The 16,839-nt window shown below is 41.9% G+C and carries 13 protein-coding genes; 7 read left to right on the forward strand and 6 right to left on the reverse strand.

Going from position 1 to position 16,839, the window contains the following annotated elements:
* Positions 1-362: 362 nt before the first annotated feature.
* The gene (locus V7L01_RS35460; protein WP_442936968.1) at positions 363-500 is read left to right on the forward strand and encodes a DUF3598 family protein; all 138 of its coding nucleotides are present in this window, start codon (positions 363-365) and stop codon (positions 498-500) included.
* Between the two features lie 37 nt (positions 501-537).
* Here V7L01_RS35460 and V7L01_RS14000 read toward each other — a convergent pair whose 3' ends face one another.
* Both V7L01_RS14000 and V7L01_RS14005 read right to left on the reverse strand, forming a co-directional pair.
* The gene (locus V7L01_RS14000; protein WP_335035656.1) at positions 538-1,044 is read right to left on the reverse strand and encodes a pentapeptide repeat-containing protein; all 507 of its coding nucleotides are present in this window, start codon (positions 1,042-1,044) and stop codon (positions 538-540) included.
* A gap of 199 nt (positions 1,045-1,243) precedes the next feature.
* Positions 1,244-3,373 (reverse strand): outer membrane protein assembly factor, encoded by a 2,130-nt coding sequence (locus tag V7L01_RS14005; protein WP_335035658.1) that lies wholly within the window; start codon positions 3,371-3,373, stop codon positions 1,244-1,246.
* 139 nt (positions 3,374-3,512) lie between these two features.
* Between V7L01_RS14005 and V7L01_RS14010 the strand changes: the two genes are divergently transcribed.
* Entirely contained in the window at positions 3,513-4,877 is a 1,365-nt protein-coding gene (locus V7L01_RS14010) for a lipid-A-disaccharide synthase-related protein (protein WP_335035660.1), read from the forward strand.
* Positions 4,878-4,970: 93 nt separating this feature from the next.
* Here V7L01_RS14010 and V7L01_RS14015 read toward each other — a convergent pair whose 3' ends face one another.
* A complete protein-coding gene (locus V7L01_RS14015; RefSeq protein ID WP_335035662.1) occupies positions 4,971-5,693 on the reverse strand; it encodes a response regulator transcription factor in 723 nt (240 codons plus the stop codon).
* Positions 5,694-6,010: 317 nt separating this feature from the next.
* Here V7L01_RS14015 and V7L01_RS14020 point away from each other — a divergent pair, with 317 nt between their 5' ends.
* Positions 6,011-6,529, forward strand: coding sequence for a hypothetical protein (locus V7L01_RS14020; protein ID WP_335035664.1), 519 nt, complete (start codon positions 6,011-6,013; stop codon positions 6,527-6,529).
* A 58-nt stretch (positions 6,530-6,587) separates the two neighbouring features.
* Here the strand turns inward: V7L01_RS14020 and V7L01_RS14025 are convergent, their stop codons facing one another.
* Positions 6,588-6,731: a hypothetical protein gene (locus V7L01_RS14025; protein ID WP_335035665.1), complete on the reverse strand. Its 144-nt coding sequence runs from the start codon at positions 6,729-6,731 to the stop codon at positions 6,588-6,590.
* A gap of 442 nt (positions 6,732-7,173) precedes the next feature.
* Here V7L01_RS14025 and V7L01_RS14030 point away from each other — a divergent pair, with 442 nt between their 5' ends.
* Complete coding sequence (locus V7L01_RS14030; RefSeq protein WP_335035667.1) at positions 7,174-8,508, forward strand: ATP-binding response regulator; 1,335 nt, start codon at positions 7,174-7,176, stop codon at positions 8,506-8,508.
* Between the two features lie 36 nt (positions 8,509-8,544).
* Entirely contained in the window at positions 8,545-9,669 is a 1,125-nt protein-coding gene (locus V7L01_RS14035) for a sensor histidine kinase (protein WP_335035669.1), read from the forward strand.
* A gap of 32 nt (positions 9,670-9,701) precedes the next feature.
* Here V7L01_RS14035 and V7L01_RS14040 read toward each other — a convergent pair whose 3' ends face one another.
* Together V7L01_RS14040 and V7L01_RS14045 are read right to left on the reverse strand one after the other, a co-directional pair.
* Complete coding sequence (locus V7L01_RS14040; protein ID WP_335035671.1) at positions 9,702-10,157, reverse strand: response regulator; 456 nt, start codon at positions 10,155-10,157, stop codon at positions 9,702-9,704.
* 2,240 nt (positions 10,158-12,397) lie between these two features.
* Positions 12,398-13,837, reverse strand: coding sequence for an RtcB family protein (locus V7L01_RS14045; protein WP_335035673.1), 1,440 nt, complete (start codon positions 13,835-13,837; stop codon positions 12,398-12,400).
* 419 nt (positions 13,838-14,256) lie between these two features.
* Here V7L01_RS14045 and V7L01_RS14050 point away from each other — a divergent pair, with 419 nt between their 5' ends.
* Both V7L01_RS14050 and V7L01_RS14055 read left to right on the forward strand, forming a co-directional pair.
* Complete coding sequence (locus V7L01_RS14050) at positions 14,257-14,451, forward strand: heavy-metal-associated domain-containing protein (RefSeq protein WP_094350009.1); 195 nt, start codon at positions 14,257-14,259, stop codon at positions 14,449-14,451.
* A gap of 43 nt (positions 14,452-14,494) precedes the next feature.
* Entirely contained in the window at positions 14,495-16,834 is a 2,340-nt protein-coding gene (locus V7L01_RS14055) for a heavy metal translocating P-type ATPase (RefSeq protein WP_335035675.1), read from the forward strand.
* Positions 16,835-16,839: the final 5 nt, after the last annotated feature.

Here is a 16,839-nt window from a genome sequence, read left to right on the forward strand (position 1 = left end):
CCTCAGCGGTAAAAACCTTCCCACGAGCACAATAGTTTTATCTTTTTCATAGGATAACGCGACAGCAAAGGAATTCTGAAATAGGAAACAGGCTCAAGCTGTCTCCCACGTCCGTGATATCAGGGAGAAAGTACGAATTTACATACTAGTTGCTACAACCCCAAAGAGCAACCCAACCTACATTACTTAAAATTTTTAACATATCATTTAGGATTCCGATAGGAATCGTATTTGATTTTTGAAATTATTTACGTAGGCGGGGAGTGGGGAGTAGGGAATTAGGCTTTTCGAGTTGTACCGAGCTTTTTCAGAAATCAAATATTAGTTTTATATATGATTATTACTATTGATAGCAAATAACAATCGAGAAAACAGCTAACAATGAATTCAGACACCATAATAAATTCCAACTTCAAAACTGGGAGAGTTTTTGCAGTCATATTGGAGATTGTCATGGAACTTGGAGCGTTTACAATTTGCAGGGCGAATTAATTCACTGATAATCACCATTTAATAAATAACAGTTTTGTCTTCACTTCACTCAATCCAATCAGGCCCTTTGAAGAAACTTCCATCTTCTCTAAAGGTTTGATACACCAAAACACCTTCTCCAAGAGGAGGGAAATTTTTGGCTCCCCTAAAGTCAGTTTTTATGAATTTGGCAGTACCACCAATCGCTGCCCTGTAGAGGTTAGCCCCATCAAATATGGCAGCAGTAAAGATAGCATCAATAAGATTGGCATTGGAAAAGTCAGTCCCAATGCAATCAGCACCACTCAAGTCAACTCCTTGCAAATTAGCGTAACTGAGATTGGCATTAGTGAGATTAACACAAAGCATTTTGGCTCCACTCAAGATGGCATAGCTCAGATTGGAGCCACTCAAATCAACACCTATCAAATCGGCTCCACTCAAGTCAATTTCCCGCAAATCTTCTCCATCTAAGAAAATCCCAGAACATATAACTCCAGAGAAATCCCTTTCTCCAACAGCATATCTTTCGATCAACTTTTGGCTTTCGAGAACTTGTCGTCTACTTTGCATCACTCGACTCTTCAGCTTATAAATCAAATCAATAATACAACGCTCAACAAGCTAACTCTCTTCATAAAATTCTGGTGACAGAATGGCTAGTAAATCCTATTTTATTGCTGGGAGGTATTCGCCATTTCGACATATCTGGGTTTACAAGCTTTACCTTAGAAGTATTCAATCGCTGATGGCAAGCAGAGAAAAAATTCTCTTAAAACCGCTGACCGATACCTAGATGCACTTTACTTTCTCCCTGGTCATTAATACCATAGTCAGCCCGAATTAAGCCTAGTGGGGAATTTAAGCGCACTCCGGCCCCATAACCAAAACCATAACCTGGTTTGCCCCGTACACCTGCTGGATCTCCCAATACAGTATCACCAGAGCCTAAGTCTGAGGCAAAGTCAGCAAATAATACACCCCCTACTATTGGTAAGACGGGAAAGCGATATTCTGCGGAAGCTAACACGTAACTGCGACCACTCCCCACATCTCCAGAATCGTAACCGCGTACTGAGTTGGAACCACCCAAGTTAAAGCTTTCGTAGGGTGGTAAATTCCCAAGGACGGTACCAGCTTGGACATTCACCGCAAATACTTGTGGCTGTTTGCTGTTAAATAACTGCACTGGCAAATATTGGCTGTAATTGGCTTTGAGGCGATTTAGAGAAATATTTCCTTGACCGATGGGCACAGATTGTTCTGTACTCAGACTCAGAACGGAACCTTGAGTTGGATTGATGGGATTATCCCGTTGGTCTTTGGTAGCGGTGAAAGATACGGTAGTTAGGTCGTCAATGCCAGTTCCACTCACAGAAAGGGGATTACCTTGAGCGTCAGTTGGGGTAATATTACCTTCGCGATCGCGAATACTAGTTCGGGTATAGTTTAATCCTAAAGAGGTATTCCAGCTGTCAATTGGTCGCTGGAAGCTGATACCTCCGCCAATTTGACCTTCCCGTACTTTGTCGCCGTTAGCTAGCTTGATAGTATCGTCAAAGGTTTCTGAAAGTTCCCGGTGACGAAAACCATTTACAGTGTAGCCTAAGCGATCGGGGCTAGTTGTCCGATAAGGACTGATTAATTTGGTATCAAACTGTAAGTCTCGGCTACTGACACCAACATTCAGAGCTAAAGTATCATTAACACCGCCGACATTCTGATCTTGATAGCTGATTGTACCTGTTAATCCCTGATCGGCATTGTAACTACCACCCAAGTTAACACCACGCGCCCCAGTTTCTTTGAGTTGATAGACTAAATCTAGTTTTGTCGCATCTCCTTCTAAAGCAACATTCACACTCTCAAACAAACCAGTCCGATATAGCTGTTGTATGTCTTGTTTAACTACATTTTCTTGGAAGATTTGACCAGGTTTCAGCTTGAGTTGCTGTTGCAGAAAATCTGGTTTGGTTCGTCCTCCCACGGGGTTACCCTTGCTATCGACGGTTTTGCCGTCTTGGTTGACAAAGCGAAATTTGATATCGCTCACCAAGCCTTCAGCGACATTCACAGTCAGAATGCCTTGTGAATTGGGTTTAATTGATAACACTCTTGCTAAGTTATAACCATTGTCGGCGTACCACTTATTAATTTGTGCTACTGCTTGCTGGAGTCTAGCAGGACTGATGGTGGTTCCAATTTGAGATTGCAACTGTTGTTGGGCTATTTGGTAAGTAAGTACTTTCGCACCAGATAGTTGCAGCGATCGCACAATCACCGGTTGCACTTGATAAACTACATTCAATCCAGCCTGTGTGCTAAAGTTATTCACACTGACTCTGCTAAATAAACCTGTATCCAAAATTGCAGCTACATCTTTTTGTAACTGGCTTTGGCTGGTTTCGCCTCCAGCCTGGGTTTTAATTACCTTGCGAATGATATCCTGCAATTCTTGATTCGCTCCTACCACCTGTATGTCTGTAGCTGTGACTACTAAATCACTTCCAGTATTAGGGGTTTTCAGAGATGGCGAGAGGGGGGGAGTGGGAGATGGGGGAGCAGGGGGAGCAGGGGGAGCAGGGGGAGCAGGGGGAGCAGAGGGAGCAGGGAGGATTACTTTGGAATTTAACTCTTGTGCTGACTTTAAAACTACTGTGGAATTTTTGTTTGCACTTGTTTGTACGGTGACGGGATTTTGGGAAAATTGTTGTGCAACTATAGTTTCTGGGGAAGCAATTGTCTCTACCCGTGCGGGAGTGTCTTCAATAGTCGGCACCACCAAGTTACCAGCTTTTGCAGTTGGAGTAACGGTTTTAGCAGGTGCAGCCGTTGCTTGCTGAGTGACATTGGCAGCAGCTAAAGTAGCTAAAGTAAAAATAGCAGTAGCAGAAACTCGCATAATATTTAACCTAATTAACTGGGAGTTAGTTGTAGAGACGCTAGCGAATAGGGATAATACTAACTTCCAGCTTCTTCGCCAATTTCCCTATTTATACCTCTTACCCCAACAGACAGTTAATTTTGATGTTTTGTTTCTTATGAGTAATGTATCTCGATTACCTCTAGCTTCTAACTCCCAAGCTGCAACTTCTCCCTTGCGGTTACTTGTATTAAGTAATGGGCATGGGGAAGATGTTATTGCAGTTCGGATTTTGCAAGAACTCCAACGACAACCAAACCCACCAGAGATATTTGCTTTACCTTTGGTGGGTGAAGGACGTGCTTATGAACAGTTGGATATCCCTTTTATCGGTTCAGTCCTGAATATGCCTTCTGGTGGCTTTATTTATATGGATGGGCGCCAATTAGCGCGGGATGTACGCGGTGGTTTATTGAAACTTACCCTCAGCCAGATTAAAGCTATTCGTCGTTGGGTGAGTTCTCAAAAAAAATTAGGTAATAAAAGAGCGATTTTAGCTGTAGGAGATATTGTCCCCCTGTTATTTGCAACTTTTAGTGGCGCTAATTATGCTTTTGTGGGTACGGCGAAATCTGAATATCATGTGCGCGATGAAGCTGGATTATTACCACGGAAATCTAAAGATACGCGTTGGGAAAACTTTTCCGGTTCAGTTTACCATCCTTGGGAACGTTGGTTAATGAGCCGTCGCCGTTGTAAAGCGGTGTTTCTTAGAGATGCGCTGACGACAGAAACATTAAAACAATGGCCAATTCCCGCTTTTGATTTGGGTAATCCGATGATGGATGGTCTAGAACCGACGTTTTCACGCCAACAATTTTATAGTCAGAATACCCAACAGCAAGAGACAGTTCGGCCTTTTGTGGTGACTCTTCTTCCTGGTTCCCGTTCCCCAGAGGCATACAACAACTGGGAAACAATTATGATTGCGGTATCTGCATTGATGGCAAGTTTTCAACAGCGAGATTCGATCTTCTATACTTCTAAGACAGTCGTGTTTTTAGGGACGATCGCTCTCGGTTTAGACTGTAATATTTTATCCCAAAGTGTGCAATCCCAAGGCTGGCGCACTGAATCAGCATCTCCGATCCAACTTCGCGATCCAAATGTCTTGACATTTAAACAGAGAAATGCTTATCTGCTATTGACACAAAAAGCCTATAATGACTGTCTGCATTTAGGAGATATAGCGATCGCAATGGCAGGTACGGCTACAGAACAGTTTATCGGTTTAGGGAAACCTGCGATCGCGATTCCCGGTAAAGGGCCTCAATATAATCCTACCTTTGCTGAAGCTCAAAGTCGTCATTTAGGCTCATCTTTGATTTTAGTTGAGCAGCCAGCAGAAGTTGCCAGAATAGTACAGTCGCTATTTAAAGATCCTGATATTTTGCAAATTATTGCCGAAAATGGTCTGCGACGCATGGGTAAACCAGGAGCCGCACTACGCATTGCTGAATGTTTACAGGAACGATTGGGTTGAAAAGGTCTTGGGGATTAGACATAAGGTCAACAATTCAATAGTTCTTCTCCCCCTACTCCCCCTACTCCCCCTGCTCCCCTGCTCTCTAGCTCCTCATGCCACCAACCCAGAACGTAACGCCCTCACAGCAGCTTGGGTACGGTCATCAGCACATAGTTTATTTAGAATATTGCGAACATGGGTTTTCACAGTACCAACTGTAATGTAGAGTTTCTCGGCAATTTGTCCATTACTACACCCAGCTACGATCAATTCTAAGATTTCCAGTTCCCGCTGAGTCAGAGGGTATGTTTCTAAGACTTGCTCGTATTCTGACGCCAGCGCCTCAATTTTTACAGTCTTTGGCTTATCAGAGGTTTGGCTCTCTCCAGGAATACCCTGCCGCATTTTCCGCAATACCACGTTGGCAATTGCCGGATCGATCCAAGAGTTACCGCCATGAGTTGCTTGGATCGCATCAGTTAATTTACTGATGCTTGTTTCTTTCATATAATAAGAATCAGCACCTGCCGCAAAAGCTGCAAGTACCGCATCCTCTGTGTGATCCATTGTCAGAATCAGAATCTTTGTTGTCGTTTGCCCACTTTCAGCTTGTTGGCGTTTGAATTTACGGGTGAGTTCGATACCATCCATATCAGGCAAACCGATATCTACAACAGCGACATCTGGCTTTGCCGTTTCTAAAAGTTTTAATCCTTGAGTAGCATTTGCTGCTTCGCCAATTACTTTTAATGCGCTGTGAGCCTGTAATGCTGCTCTTAGCCCCATTCGCGTTAAGTCGTGATCTTCAATTAAAATAATACTAATTTCATTCATCGCTGCACTCACTCTTACGCTATTTGCCTCTATCAAAGTATGACCTTTTGTAAGCGTTATCTTTCTATTTTCCCAATCTAAAGATAGATGATATTTCAACCAGTCTGCATCCACCGATAGAGATAATAAGTACTTGATTTTTTCATATTTGGATAGAGAATAAATCTAGCTGGAGATATATGGATACTTGCACAAAAAGGATGAACTATTGAGATGAATGCTAAACTGCTCGCCGTTGCTTAGAATTCAGCTTTGAGTGATGTTCCATTAGTTAATTAATATTATCTTGTATAAAGCTTTCAAAAAAGCTTGCAAAAATGCACAAATTAGAAAGGGTCAGAGTTGCCTTACGAGAAAGTGAACGACGGTTTCGAGTGATTTTTAACCATATTTTTGAATTCATCGGATTGAAGGAGCCAATAAGTATCTTTATGGAAGGGAATCAGGCGGCGTTAAAATTTGCTGGAATCACCACCAGCAAAGCGATCCGTTGTCCTTTGTGGGAAGCTTACTGGTCTGACTTTTCACGGCATGTGGAAGACTTTTCCTTTAGAAGGAGAGAGGGTTTGAATTTTCGCCCAAATCTTGTAGGGAAGCTTGCTCAGGGTTTAGGTCTTTTGTTGGTTTTTCTACATAATAACGTGAAAAGTCAGGCTAGATGGTGGACAATCTCAAAAGAAATTCAAGCACAACTACAAAGAGTAATCAGCCGTGCGTTCACCATATGGACGCACGGCTTACACTTTAAACCTTTCAGCAATCAAAGTAGACAAGTAATCTTTTTAATGCCAGAAAGTTTGGAAGGACTTGGCATTCTTCCTAAAAATTCCTCATAAGGTATTTGTAATTTTGCGAACAGTGGAAGACCGCGATCGCAGGGATAATACTAAGAACTTAAGTCTGGCGATCGCTAAGAAAATTGTTGAAATTCCAAGGAGGTAGGGTTACTTCAGATTCACAAATAGGTATTGGCAGTACCTTCTTATTTACCCAATCTAACCAATCTAATAAGTAAAACTGTTCAAGCTTATGGTACACAATAATGGGATGTAACTCTCACCTATGGCTGACGACGGTCGCTTGCTCGTTCATTTACAATTGTTTTAAGCTTAGTAAAGTATTTTATTTTACTTTATATCAGTGATGTTTGCTGTCTTCAAATCAATAAGTTTTCGGTTTGTTGATTGCTGATTTGTTGAAAACCATTGGTCATTTGCTAAGAGTTTAATTTCAATACTCTGGTAAATTCAACAGGCTGAGGACACAGCAGACTAAATTTAACCCAAGGAAATACCCGAAAGAATGATTAACGTACTACTAATGGAGGATAAAAAAGTTGATGGGATGAATGTCTAGCAGGCATTCAAGAAAATTAATATTATTAACTTAGATATCCGAAAATCTTATATTCTTTAGTTGGATAATCTCAAAAGATAAATACTATACATCAACCTATGTTTGACGGCGAAAATAAAAACCGATGGAAGAGACGCTGAAAATTTTGGTTGTAGACGATGACGAAGTAGACCGGATGGCAGTCTGTTGTGCCCTGAGTGAAGCAGGTGTTCAAATGGAACTGTTTGAAGTAAGCAATGGTAATGATGTGTTTTCTGCCTTAAGCACTACTGCTTATGATTGTGTTTTCCTGGGCTATCGCTTACTAGACCAAGATGGACTAACCTTAATTCAACAGCTACGTTCTTCGGAAATTAAAGTTCCTTTAGTAGTCCTAAGCACTCAAGGAGATGAACAAATTGCTGTCGAATTAATCAAAGCTGGTGCTACAGACTATCTCTCTAAATCTAGGATATCCCCAGAAACCTTGGCACAGGTTTTGCGGAGTGCGATTCGGGTTTATCGGGCTGAAATGCAGGCAGCTTTGGCAAAGAAGCACCTCAGAGAAAGTCACGAACAACTCATTCGTAAGAACCAAGAATTGGAGAGACAACAGCAACAGATTCAAATGCAAAACTTCAAGCTATTGGAGGCATCACAGCTAAAATCACATTTTTTGGCAACTATGTCCCACGAACTCAGAACGCCGATGAATGCGATTATTGGATTTTCGCAGATACTCCTGCGTCCTAAGTTCGGTCAACTAACGCATCAGCAAGCAGATATGGTTGAGCGCATCTTGAATAATGGAAAGCATTTGCTGATGCTGCTGAATGAAGTTCTCGACTTTTCCAAGCTGGAGGCAGGACGATTAGACTTAAAGGGGGAAATATTTGATCTATCAAAGGTAATAAATCTCGCTGTAGATGAAATGCATTCCCTAGCTGATGCCAAAAATCTATCATTGTTAGTGCAAACCGATTTGCAAAATCCTTTGGTATTTAACGATCCAGTTCGTATCAAACAGATTTTAATTAACCTGCTCTCCAACGCCATTAAGTTCACCGAGTCTGGTGAGATTTGGGTTGAGGTTAAAGAACTACCTGCAAATAAAGTGGCAATTGCTGTTCGCGACACAGGTATTGGTATAGCACCCAGAGATTTTAAACGTATTTTTGAAGCATTTCGGCAAGTCGATCAAACTATCACTCGCAAATATCCAGGCACAGGTCTGGGTTTGGCAATTATAGATTCGCTGGTACGAATGATGGGCGGCAAAATCTTTCTTGAGAGCAAATTGGGGATCGGTTCAATGTTTAAAATTGAATTGCCGCGTCAAATCAAATTATCGACTGTAGCAGCCGATGCTCCAGCTTTGCACTTAGATGACGGCGGGGTTTTCTGCTCTGTTAAAAATCCGCATCATTCATCTTCTCAAGCTAGGCAAGCACCAATAGGATATCCTAAATTTAAACTATAAATTACTTCAAAAAAAACTGATAAAAGTTGATAAATCATGTCTGTATTTGAAAATAATAAAATTTATCGTATCCTTGCAGTTGACGATACTCCAGATAATCTCATTTTGGTTCAAGCAATTTTAGAAAGTGAGGGGTATGAAATTAATTTGGCTTCAGATGGAATCAAGGCTTTGCGGCAAATTGAAGAATCTCCACCCGATCTGATTCTGTTAGACGTGATGATGCCAGGAATAGATGGTTATGAAGTCACACGTCGGATTCGGACGAACTCTGCTATCCCTTATATTCCAATTCTGTTGATTACTGCCTTTCACGAATCCAGCGTTGTCGATGGTTTGGATGCTGGTGCTGACGATTTTATTCGCAAACCATTTGATACTGATGAACTACTGGCAAGGGTGCGATCGCTGTTGCGTCTGAAGCACAGTCTGGACGAACAACAAAAAATGGCCCGTCAACGGGAAGATTTTGTTTCTCGTCTGACTCACGATTTGCGAACTCCGTTAGTCGCGTCCGATCGCATGTTGAATTTGTTTGAGATGGAAACATTCTGCAAAATTTCGCCGGAAATGAAGCAGGCGATCGCAGTTATGATTCGCAGTAACAAAAATTTGATGGAAATGGTGAACACCCTGTTAGAAGTTTATCGCTTTGAGGCAGGTAAAAAAACCTTGAATTGGGAGGAATGCGATTTACGTGAGATATCTCAAGAAGTAGTCAGCGAACTAAGTCCTCTAACTAGTGAAAAAGGATTGACTCTAGAAATAGACACCCATGAATTAGACTCACAGGGCAAAAACGCTGGTATTATTATGGGCGATCGCTTGGAACTACGGCGCGTACTAAACAACTTGATCGCAAATGCGATCAAATTTACAGATACAGGAGGCATAATAATCCGCATTTTTGAAACATCATCTAATCCAGGAAATCCAGATTCAGTAACACTTGAAATCCAAGATACAGGATATGGGATTGCGCCAGAAGACCAAGCAACAATTTTCGAGCGATTTCGCCAAGGTAAAAATAAACGCTCAGGTAGTGGACTAGGATTACATCTATCCCACCGGATTGTAGAAGCGCACGCAGGAACTATCCAGGTCACTTCTGAACTAGGTAAAGGTAGCCTGTTTACTGTAAAACTACCTAAAAACACTTAAGTTCTTCACTTTCATATTTTTCTGCTGGACTGCTAATCTTGACAAAGTTCAAAAGCAGAGTGAATACCCAATCTTGTCCCAAGTCCACGGCGAATTATAGCTTCTAATTCCTCAAGCATATAGGGTTTGCTGATGTAATCATTAAATCCTGCCTTGAGGATACGCTCGCGATCCTGCGTGCTAGCTAAAGCCGTGACTGCGATCGTTGGAATTTTGCAAGTTAGGGGTTCAAGCTTTAGATGACGCACAACATCGATACCACTGAGACCTGGTAACAAAATATCCAACAAGATTAAGTCTGGTTGATATTCTTTAGCTACCAGCACCGTTGCAGAACAATCTGTTTGACAAATGAATCTACAACCCATTGACTCAAGAGCATAACTAATCAGCAGGAGACTATCATCATGGTCTTCCACTGCCAAAATCAAAGGCTGGTAAGAGTTTTGCTTCTTTTCATCACTCATGAATGAATGTGCCAAATACATCTCTTCTCCAGAAGATTTTATTAGGATTTATCGCCTTTATTGGTAGATACACACGAGGTTTCGTGCAAACTATAGAATAGTGCTCAGTTAGGATTGACTTGTGTTTTGTTTTTGCCTAGTTGAGAATCTTCACCCACACAAAAGTCGCTCAGTTAAGAAAACCTCAACCTGAATAGATTTAGCAGATACTTTTTGATTATACGCAAAATTACAGAATATTTTCTGAATGAGTTCATAATAACTTTATATAGAAAGAGCCGATGATTATCTATAACAGTATCGCTTGGTCTGTGTATGCTTTGAGATTTTAAAGATACTGGAGAAATAAGTAATAAAAGCTATGAATTGTTGTTAAATTACGTACTGGAGTTTGCGTACTGAGTAAGTTTTTACGAGTAAACAAACCAATAAATTAATCTTGATAGGTTATTGAAAGGAAGCGGCTGCTCGTTAGATATTACTTCTTTGTTAACAATCATTGTTTCTCAAAGACCGTCTACTACTTTAGCATAGGCGACTAAATTTGCTTGCAGGTTATCACTTCTAACTTCATCTTTTAACTTATGTAAGTTTCTATTAAGTAGGATTTAATATAAATTGTGTAAAGTACTAGTATTGGTTAAGAGTTAGTAGAAAACAAACCTTTTTTATATCAATAAATTGTTAAATTTATAACTCTTTATATAAGTTTTGCAAACTCACTAGAGACAGATGAACTGAAATCAAAATAATTCTAAATTAGCTAGGTATGACAAACACTTGGTATATATGAAGGCATGGTTTTTCTCCATGCCTTTTTCGTGAGTAACACTAAGCAAGTGAAACTTAGAACTAATCAGTAAAATACTTACTCTACAGCGTCTGAATGTAAATCCAGTAAAGAAGAGATTAATACCAGATTGTAGAAGGATTTACCTAATACTAAAGGAATAGAAAATCTCATTTAACTCTACCGATTTAGTATTGTAAAACACCATCCATAAATAGACTGAGCAACAAAAAAAACACTATTAGCATATATAGAACAATATTCGTATCATTCTATAGATAGTAGAAATAACTATTTTACAGAGTTATTATTCAGCCTGTTAATGCCTGAAAAACGTGTATGCACCCTGGAATAACACCCAGGGTCTTTTTTTATAAAAACTCAGATAACTGAAAGATAGACTTTCATCGCAGTAAAGGTAGATCGATCGTTGATATTGTTATGTACTGGATTTATCAGAAAAAATAAAGGCGTCAATCGTCAGAATCCAGGTTAAGGTTTGCCCCGTTGGTACAGCCTCTTGTAGAGAAGGGAAGAATAAGTCAGAGCGGAGGAAGGACTACAATCAGGTAGTGGTTTGAATTCCAATGGAAAAGCATTCAAAATTCTGCTTCAAGCTTGTACCTAACTGATGACATATCAGCTTTTAGAATATTTATATCTACTAGGAAGATGAACTGAAGTCAACGTAATTTTAAATTAACTAGATGTGGTAAACATCTGGTATATATGGAAGCTTGCCTTCAAGCCAAGTCTTTTCATACTTTAGGTAGATGTTTTGTATCATCTATATATTTATTAAATAAATATTTTAATATTTTTACCAAGTCATGTAATACTAGATTTCCGAATATTTATACACAACCTCTAGGATGATGATCTGTAAACAGGGTAGAATTAAATTAGTTTAGTACGTTGTTAAGCACAGTAATTATTGAGGTTTGGTTCATAGCCAAACCTTTTTTTAATAAGTAACGAGGAAATGTTTTATCAGATTTGAAAATATTTGCATACAGCCTAACGCTTTTCCATCACTCTCATAAAACAATAATTGAAGCAGAAAACTGAAACTATCACCCAATCAAGGTTTGAGGCTTTATTTTTTAATAGAAATTCCCAAATCTAGCTAAAACCTGAAAACCGAAGTCTCGTAAGGCTTGCAGCGATCGCTTTCTCCAAGACTGATGGAAGAGCGTTAATTTGCTATGTCTGCTTAAGCACTAAATAAATATATAGAGGTTTAGCTGAGTGCTGAACCTTTTTTGCGATCGAGTGAAGATAAAGAAGGTAGGCATCCCTTTCATCCATAACGCTGGGTAAATTCTTATCTAGCTAGCTGATTGCAAAATAATCATCAGACTTATGCGCTAATTGCATTAATACGGATTTACAATAGCTTCACAGATGCGATTCTAAATGAGGGAATAAAGATGGATACCCCTGGGTTGACCAGGGGCTTTTTATTGGGCAGCTACGCCTTAAACGTCAACACCGGACTCAATCGCGCCACAACGTCCACCATTTCTGCTTCAACCTGTACATCAATCACAGACTGAATCGGTTTGTAGGCGAAGGGTGCTTCTTCAATTCGGCGTTCTTGACGCAGGGTGATGCAGTCTACCCCAGTTAATCCCAGTTCTGCCTCACTTTGAGATGCACCTCTGCGGTTGAGATCGAAGCGAGAATGAATTCTTCCCGCCCCATGTGAGGCAGAATTACAAAATGCTGGATTGCCTCTACCCACCATCAGATAAGAATAAGCACCCATTGAACCAGGGATAATCACTGGTTGCCCTGCATGGGCGGGACAAGCGCCCTTGCGTGTTACCCATCCCTGACCTTCTGGCAAGGTGATGTTATGCGGCAAGTCATAAACTAGAGGTGCTTCCACATCTTTGTATACTTCCCGCAAACGCAGACGTAGCAGTTCCGCTAACAGCAGGCGATTGACAAAAGCATAGTTAGCAGCAGTGGCCTCAGCTTGCAGGTAACTGGCTACTAGTTCGGGGTGAGAATAAGTAGAGAGAGGAAAAATTTGAGAATCAGGGTACTTCAAACCTTTTTGCCAAATCGCCTTAGCTTTATCTCGCCACATTCCCCCAATATATTTACCCACGTTTCGAGAACCAGAGTGAATCATAAAAGCTAGCTGTCCCTCGCGCACTCCCCAAGCGTGGGCAAGCGGGCGATTTTCGACTTTATCAACTCGCTGCACTTCGACAAAATGATTACCGCCGCCAATGGTTGCCAGTCCGCCATCGCGTACTAATCCAGCATCGGGAACTAATTCTTCGGGTGCTAGTTTCCAGTCACCATCCATTGAACCACCTAAGAAGATGCGTTCGCTCTCTTGGGCGAGTTGTTGTAAATCAGATTTGACTATACTCCCAGTAGCCCGATCTAGCATGGCATCCAGCCAACCGGGAACTCCGTACTGGAATAGAGCTTGCATTGCTTGAGCAGTCATCGTTACATCACGCGTACCGAAGAAGTAATCCCCCTTCATCCGTTCTACGAATTGGTCGCGCTTTGCCAGAAATTCCTCGATTGTCAAATCTGCAACATGGAGGCGCATCCCACAATTGATGTCAGAACCGACAGCGCCAGGGATAACTTGACCTACAGTTTCTACAACTGAACCAATGGCAACACCCGCATCACCTGGGTGAAAGTCAGGCGTAGCACAGGCACGACAAACGCATCCACCTGATGGGTGGCGGACGCTTGCCAAATTTGCTAACTGCTTCAATGCCTTAGCTTCAACGGGGAAGCCTTCTGGTAGTAGCACTTCTGCTACAGGGGCATCAGGAGAATTAACTAAACGAACGGAATAAGTGCGATCGCTATAAGTTACATCTAAACCTTGCCGCTCTAAAGCACGCAAGAGACGTTTGAGATTTTTTGGCTGCATGAAAACTCCAAATAAGGTCTTAAAAAAGACCCTTTGTTGTGAAGAGAGGAGGAGACTTGGTTCAGCAGCCGCGTCTCAATTAGTGCAGAAGGTCATTTTTCCAGAACTGTGGGGAAAACAACAGGTTAATTCTGACTAATGTGGTTATATAGCCTTAATAACACACGCTTTCATCGAATGACAAGGGTTTTGTAGTACGTTGTATTTCCGGTGGGCTACGGTTACTCAGCAAAACAAAGTTGTAAAGAAATTTGAAGTTTAGCGAAAAACTTTTAAAAATCTCTAGACTCTCCAGCCGGCTAGAGAGTCTAGGATGAATTCAAGGCGACTCTCTTTCCAGTTATTTCTGATGTGTGAGGGATACGTCTCAGTCATCCAGCTCGATCTGGCTAAGTTGTTCATTATTATCCCGTAAATCTATGACTCTCCAACTCACAGTTCCCAACATGGCTTGTTCTGCTTGTGCAAGCACCATCACCAAAACACTTCAGGCAGTCGATGCCAATGCTAGCGTTCAGGCCGATCCAACAACCAAGCTTGTCAGTGTAGAAACTCAAGCATCAGAAACAGCAATTAAGGAAGCGTTGGCTGCTGCTGGCTATCCAGTTGCTTAATCTTTAAGATCCTGCCACACCAATCACAGCGGTTTATCTAGTTATGGATAGTCTCACACTCAAACTTCGAGGCATGAGTTGCGCCGCTTGCGCCAGCAACATTGAAAAGGCAATTCGCTCTGTTCCTGGGGTAATTGACTGCAACGTTAACTTTGGAGCAGAACAAGCCGCGATCGAATACGATCGCTCTCTAGCCAATTTAGAGAAAATCCAAAGTGCGATCGCAGCTGCGGGATACTCTTCCTACTCACTCCAGGAAGAATTGCTCTCCGAAGAAGATGATGCAGAGATTGCAAGTAGGCAAGCATTACAACGCCAACTCTCCCTCAAGGTAACGGTGGGAGGTGTAATCAGCATTTTCCTATTTTTGGGGTCGTTGCCCATGATGACTGGGCTAAATTTACCCTTGATTCCAAGTTTCCTGCAAAATCCTTGGATACAATTACTGCTGACAACACCCGTCGTGTTCTGGTGTGGTGGATCTTTTTACCGCAATGGCTGGAAATCCCTCAAGCGCCATACAGCGACGATGGACACGCTGATTGCTTTGGGTACAAGTGCAGCATATCTATATTCTTTGTTTGTCACTGTTTTCCCGAAATTTTTTATTGCTCAGGGCTTGATACCTCATATTTATTATGAAGTTGCCGCCATTGTCATTACCTTAATTTTGCTGGGGCGGTTGTTGGAAAATCGCGCTAGGGGACAAACTTCTGAAGCCATCCGCAAACTCATCGGATTGCAAGCTAGAGATGCCAGAGTTATGCGCGATGGTAGAGAAATTGATGTTCCCATCGCCGAAGTCAGAATCAACGATGTAATTTTGGTGCGTCCTGGCGAAAAGATTCCAGTAGATGGCGAAGTGATTGCAGGCGCTTCGACGGTAGATGAAGCGATGGTGACGGGTGAAAGTTTGCCAGTCAAAAAGCAGCCAGGAGATGAGGTGATTGGGGCGACGATTAACGGTGCGGGTGCATTTCAGTTTCGGGTGACACGAATCGGAAATGATACATTTTTGGCTCAAATTGTCAAACTAGTGCAACAAGCGCAAGGTTCTAAAGCACCAATTCAGCGCTTGGCAGATCGAGTTACAGGATGGTTTGTACCAGCTGTGATTGCCGTTGCGATCGCCACTTTTGTCATTTGGTTTAATTTCACTGGCAACCTCACCCTGGCAACAATGACAACGGTGGGTGTACTAATTATTGCCTGTCCTTGTGCTTTGGGTTTAGCTACCCCCACTTCTGTAATGGTAGGGACGGGCAAAGGTGCGGAAAATGGGATTTTGATTAAAGGTGCTGACAGTTTAGAACTAGCACACAAAATTCAAACCATCGTTCTAGATAAAACCGGCACCTTGACTCAGGGGAAACCGACAGTTACAGACTTTGTAACTGTCAACGGCACAGCTAATGGTAATGAAATCAAGCTTTTACAGTTAGCAGCAACGGTAGAACGAAATTCTGAACATCCTTTAGCTGAAGCGGTGGTGAAATACGCCCAGTCTCAAGAAGTGAGTTTAACAGAGGTAAAGAACTTTCAGGCTAATGCAGGTAGTGGTGTCCAAGCAGTTGTTTCAAATCAGCTTGTGCAAATTGGTACACAACGCTGGTTAACCGAACTTGGAATTAACACCATGAGTCTCCAACAGTATAAAGATGCTTGGGAAGCGGTTGGTAAAACAGTCATTTTGATTGCTGTGGATGGCGAACTACAAGGAATAATGGGTATTGCCGATGCCCTAAAACCTTCATCAACAGCAGTGGTGAAAGCTTTACAGAAGTTAGGTTTAGAAGTAGTAATGCTCACAGGAGATAATCGTAAAACTGCTGATGCGATCGCTCTACAAGTTGGCATCCAGCGAATCTTTGCCGAAGTGCGTCCAGATCAAAAGGCGGCGATTATCCAATCATTGCAAGGGGAGCAGAGGAGCAGAGGGGCAGAGGAGCAGAGGAGCAGAGGAGTAAGGGGAGAGAATTCTCGCAAATTCTCACTCAAAACTCAGCGCTCAATTGTCGCAATGGTAGGTGATGGGATAAATGATGCGCCAGCGCTAGCACAGGCTGATGTGGGAATTGCTATTGGGACGGGAACAGATGTAGCGATCGCAGCTAGCGATATCACCCTAATTTCTGGCGATTTGCAAGGAATTGTCACAGCAATTCAACTCAGCCACGCCACCATCAACAATATCAAGCAAAATCTCTTCTTTGCCTTTATTTACAACGTTATTGGTATTCCCATTGCGGCGGGAATTTTGTTTCCCATCTTTGGTTGGTTACTCAATCCAATAATCGCCGGGGCGGCGATGGCTCTTTCTTCGCTCTCTGTTGTTAGCAATGCCCTCAGATTGCGTAACTTTCAACCAAAAACTATCTCATAATTGCA

Source organism: Nostoc sp., from assembly GCF_036917095.1.
GTDB lineage: Bacteria > Cyanobacteriota > Cyanobacteriia > Cyanobacteriales > Nostocaceae > Nostoc.

Excerpts from the sequence above, each read along its gene's own strand:
- V7L01_RS14030 (WP_335035667.1), top strand. The coding sequence starts at position 7,174 with ATGGAAGAGACGCTGAAAATTTTGGTTGTAGACGATGACGAAGTAGAC.
- V7L01_RS14045 (WP_335035673.1), bottom strand. The coding sequence starts at position 13,837 with ATGCAGCCAAAAAATCTCAAACGTCTCTTGCGTGCTTTAGAGCGGCAA.
- V7L01_RS14055 (WP_335035675.1), top strand. The coding sequence starts at position 14,495 with ATGGATAGTCTCACACTCAAACTTCGAGGCATGAGTTGCGCCGCTTGC.
- V7L01_RS14005 (WP_335035658.1), bottom strand. The coding sequence starts at position 3,373 with ATGCGAGTTTCTGCTACTGCTATTTTTACTTTAGCTACTTTAGCTGCT.
- V7L01_RS14000 (WP_335035656.1), bottom strand. The coding sequence starts at position 1,044 with ATGCAAAGTAGACGACAAGTTCTCGAAAGCCAAAAGTTGATCGAAAGA.
- V7L01_RS14015 (WP_335035662.1), bottom strand. The coding sequence starts at position 5,693 with ATGAATGAAATTAGTATTATTTTAATTGAAGATCACGACTTAACGCGA.
- V7L01_RS14020 (WP_335035664.1), top strand. The coding sequence starts at position 6,011 with ATGCACAAATTAGAAAGGGTCAGAGTTGCCTTACGAGAAAGTGAACGA.
- V7L01_RS14040 (WP_335035671.1), bottom strand. The coding sequence starts at position 10,157 with ATGTATTTGGCACATTCATTCATGAGTGATGAAAAGAAGCAAAACTCT.
- V7L01_RS14035 (WP_335035669.1), top strand. The coding sequence starts at position 8,545 with ATGTCTGTATTTGAAAATAATAAAATTTATCGTATCCTTGCAGTTGAC.
- V7L01_RS14010 (WP_335035660.1), top strand. The coding sequence starts at position 3,513 with ATGAGTAATGTATCTCGATTACCTCTAGCTTCTAACTCCCAAGCTGCA.
- V7L01_RS14050 (WP_094350009.1), top strand. The coding sequence starts at position 14,257 with ATGACTCTCCAACTCACAGTTCCCAACATGGCTTGTTCTGCTTGTGCA.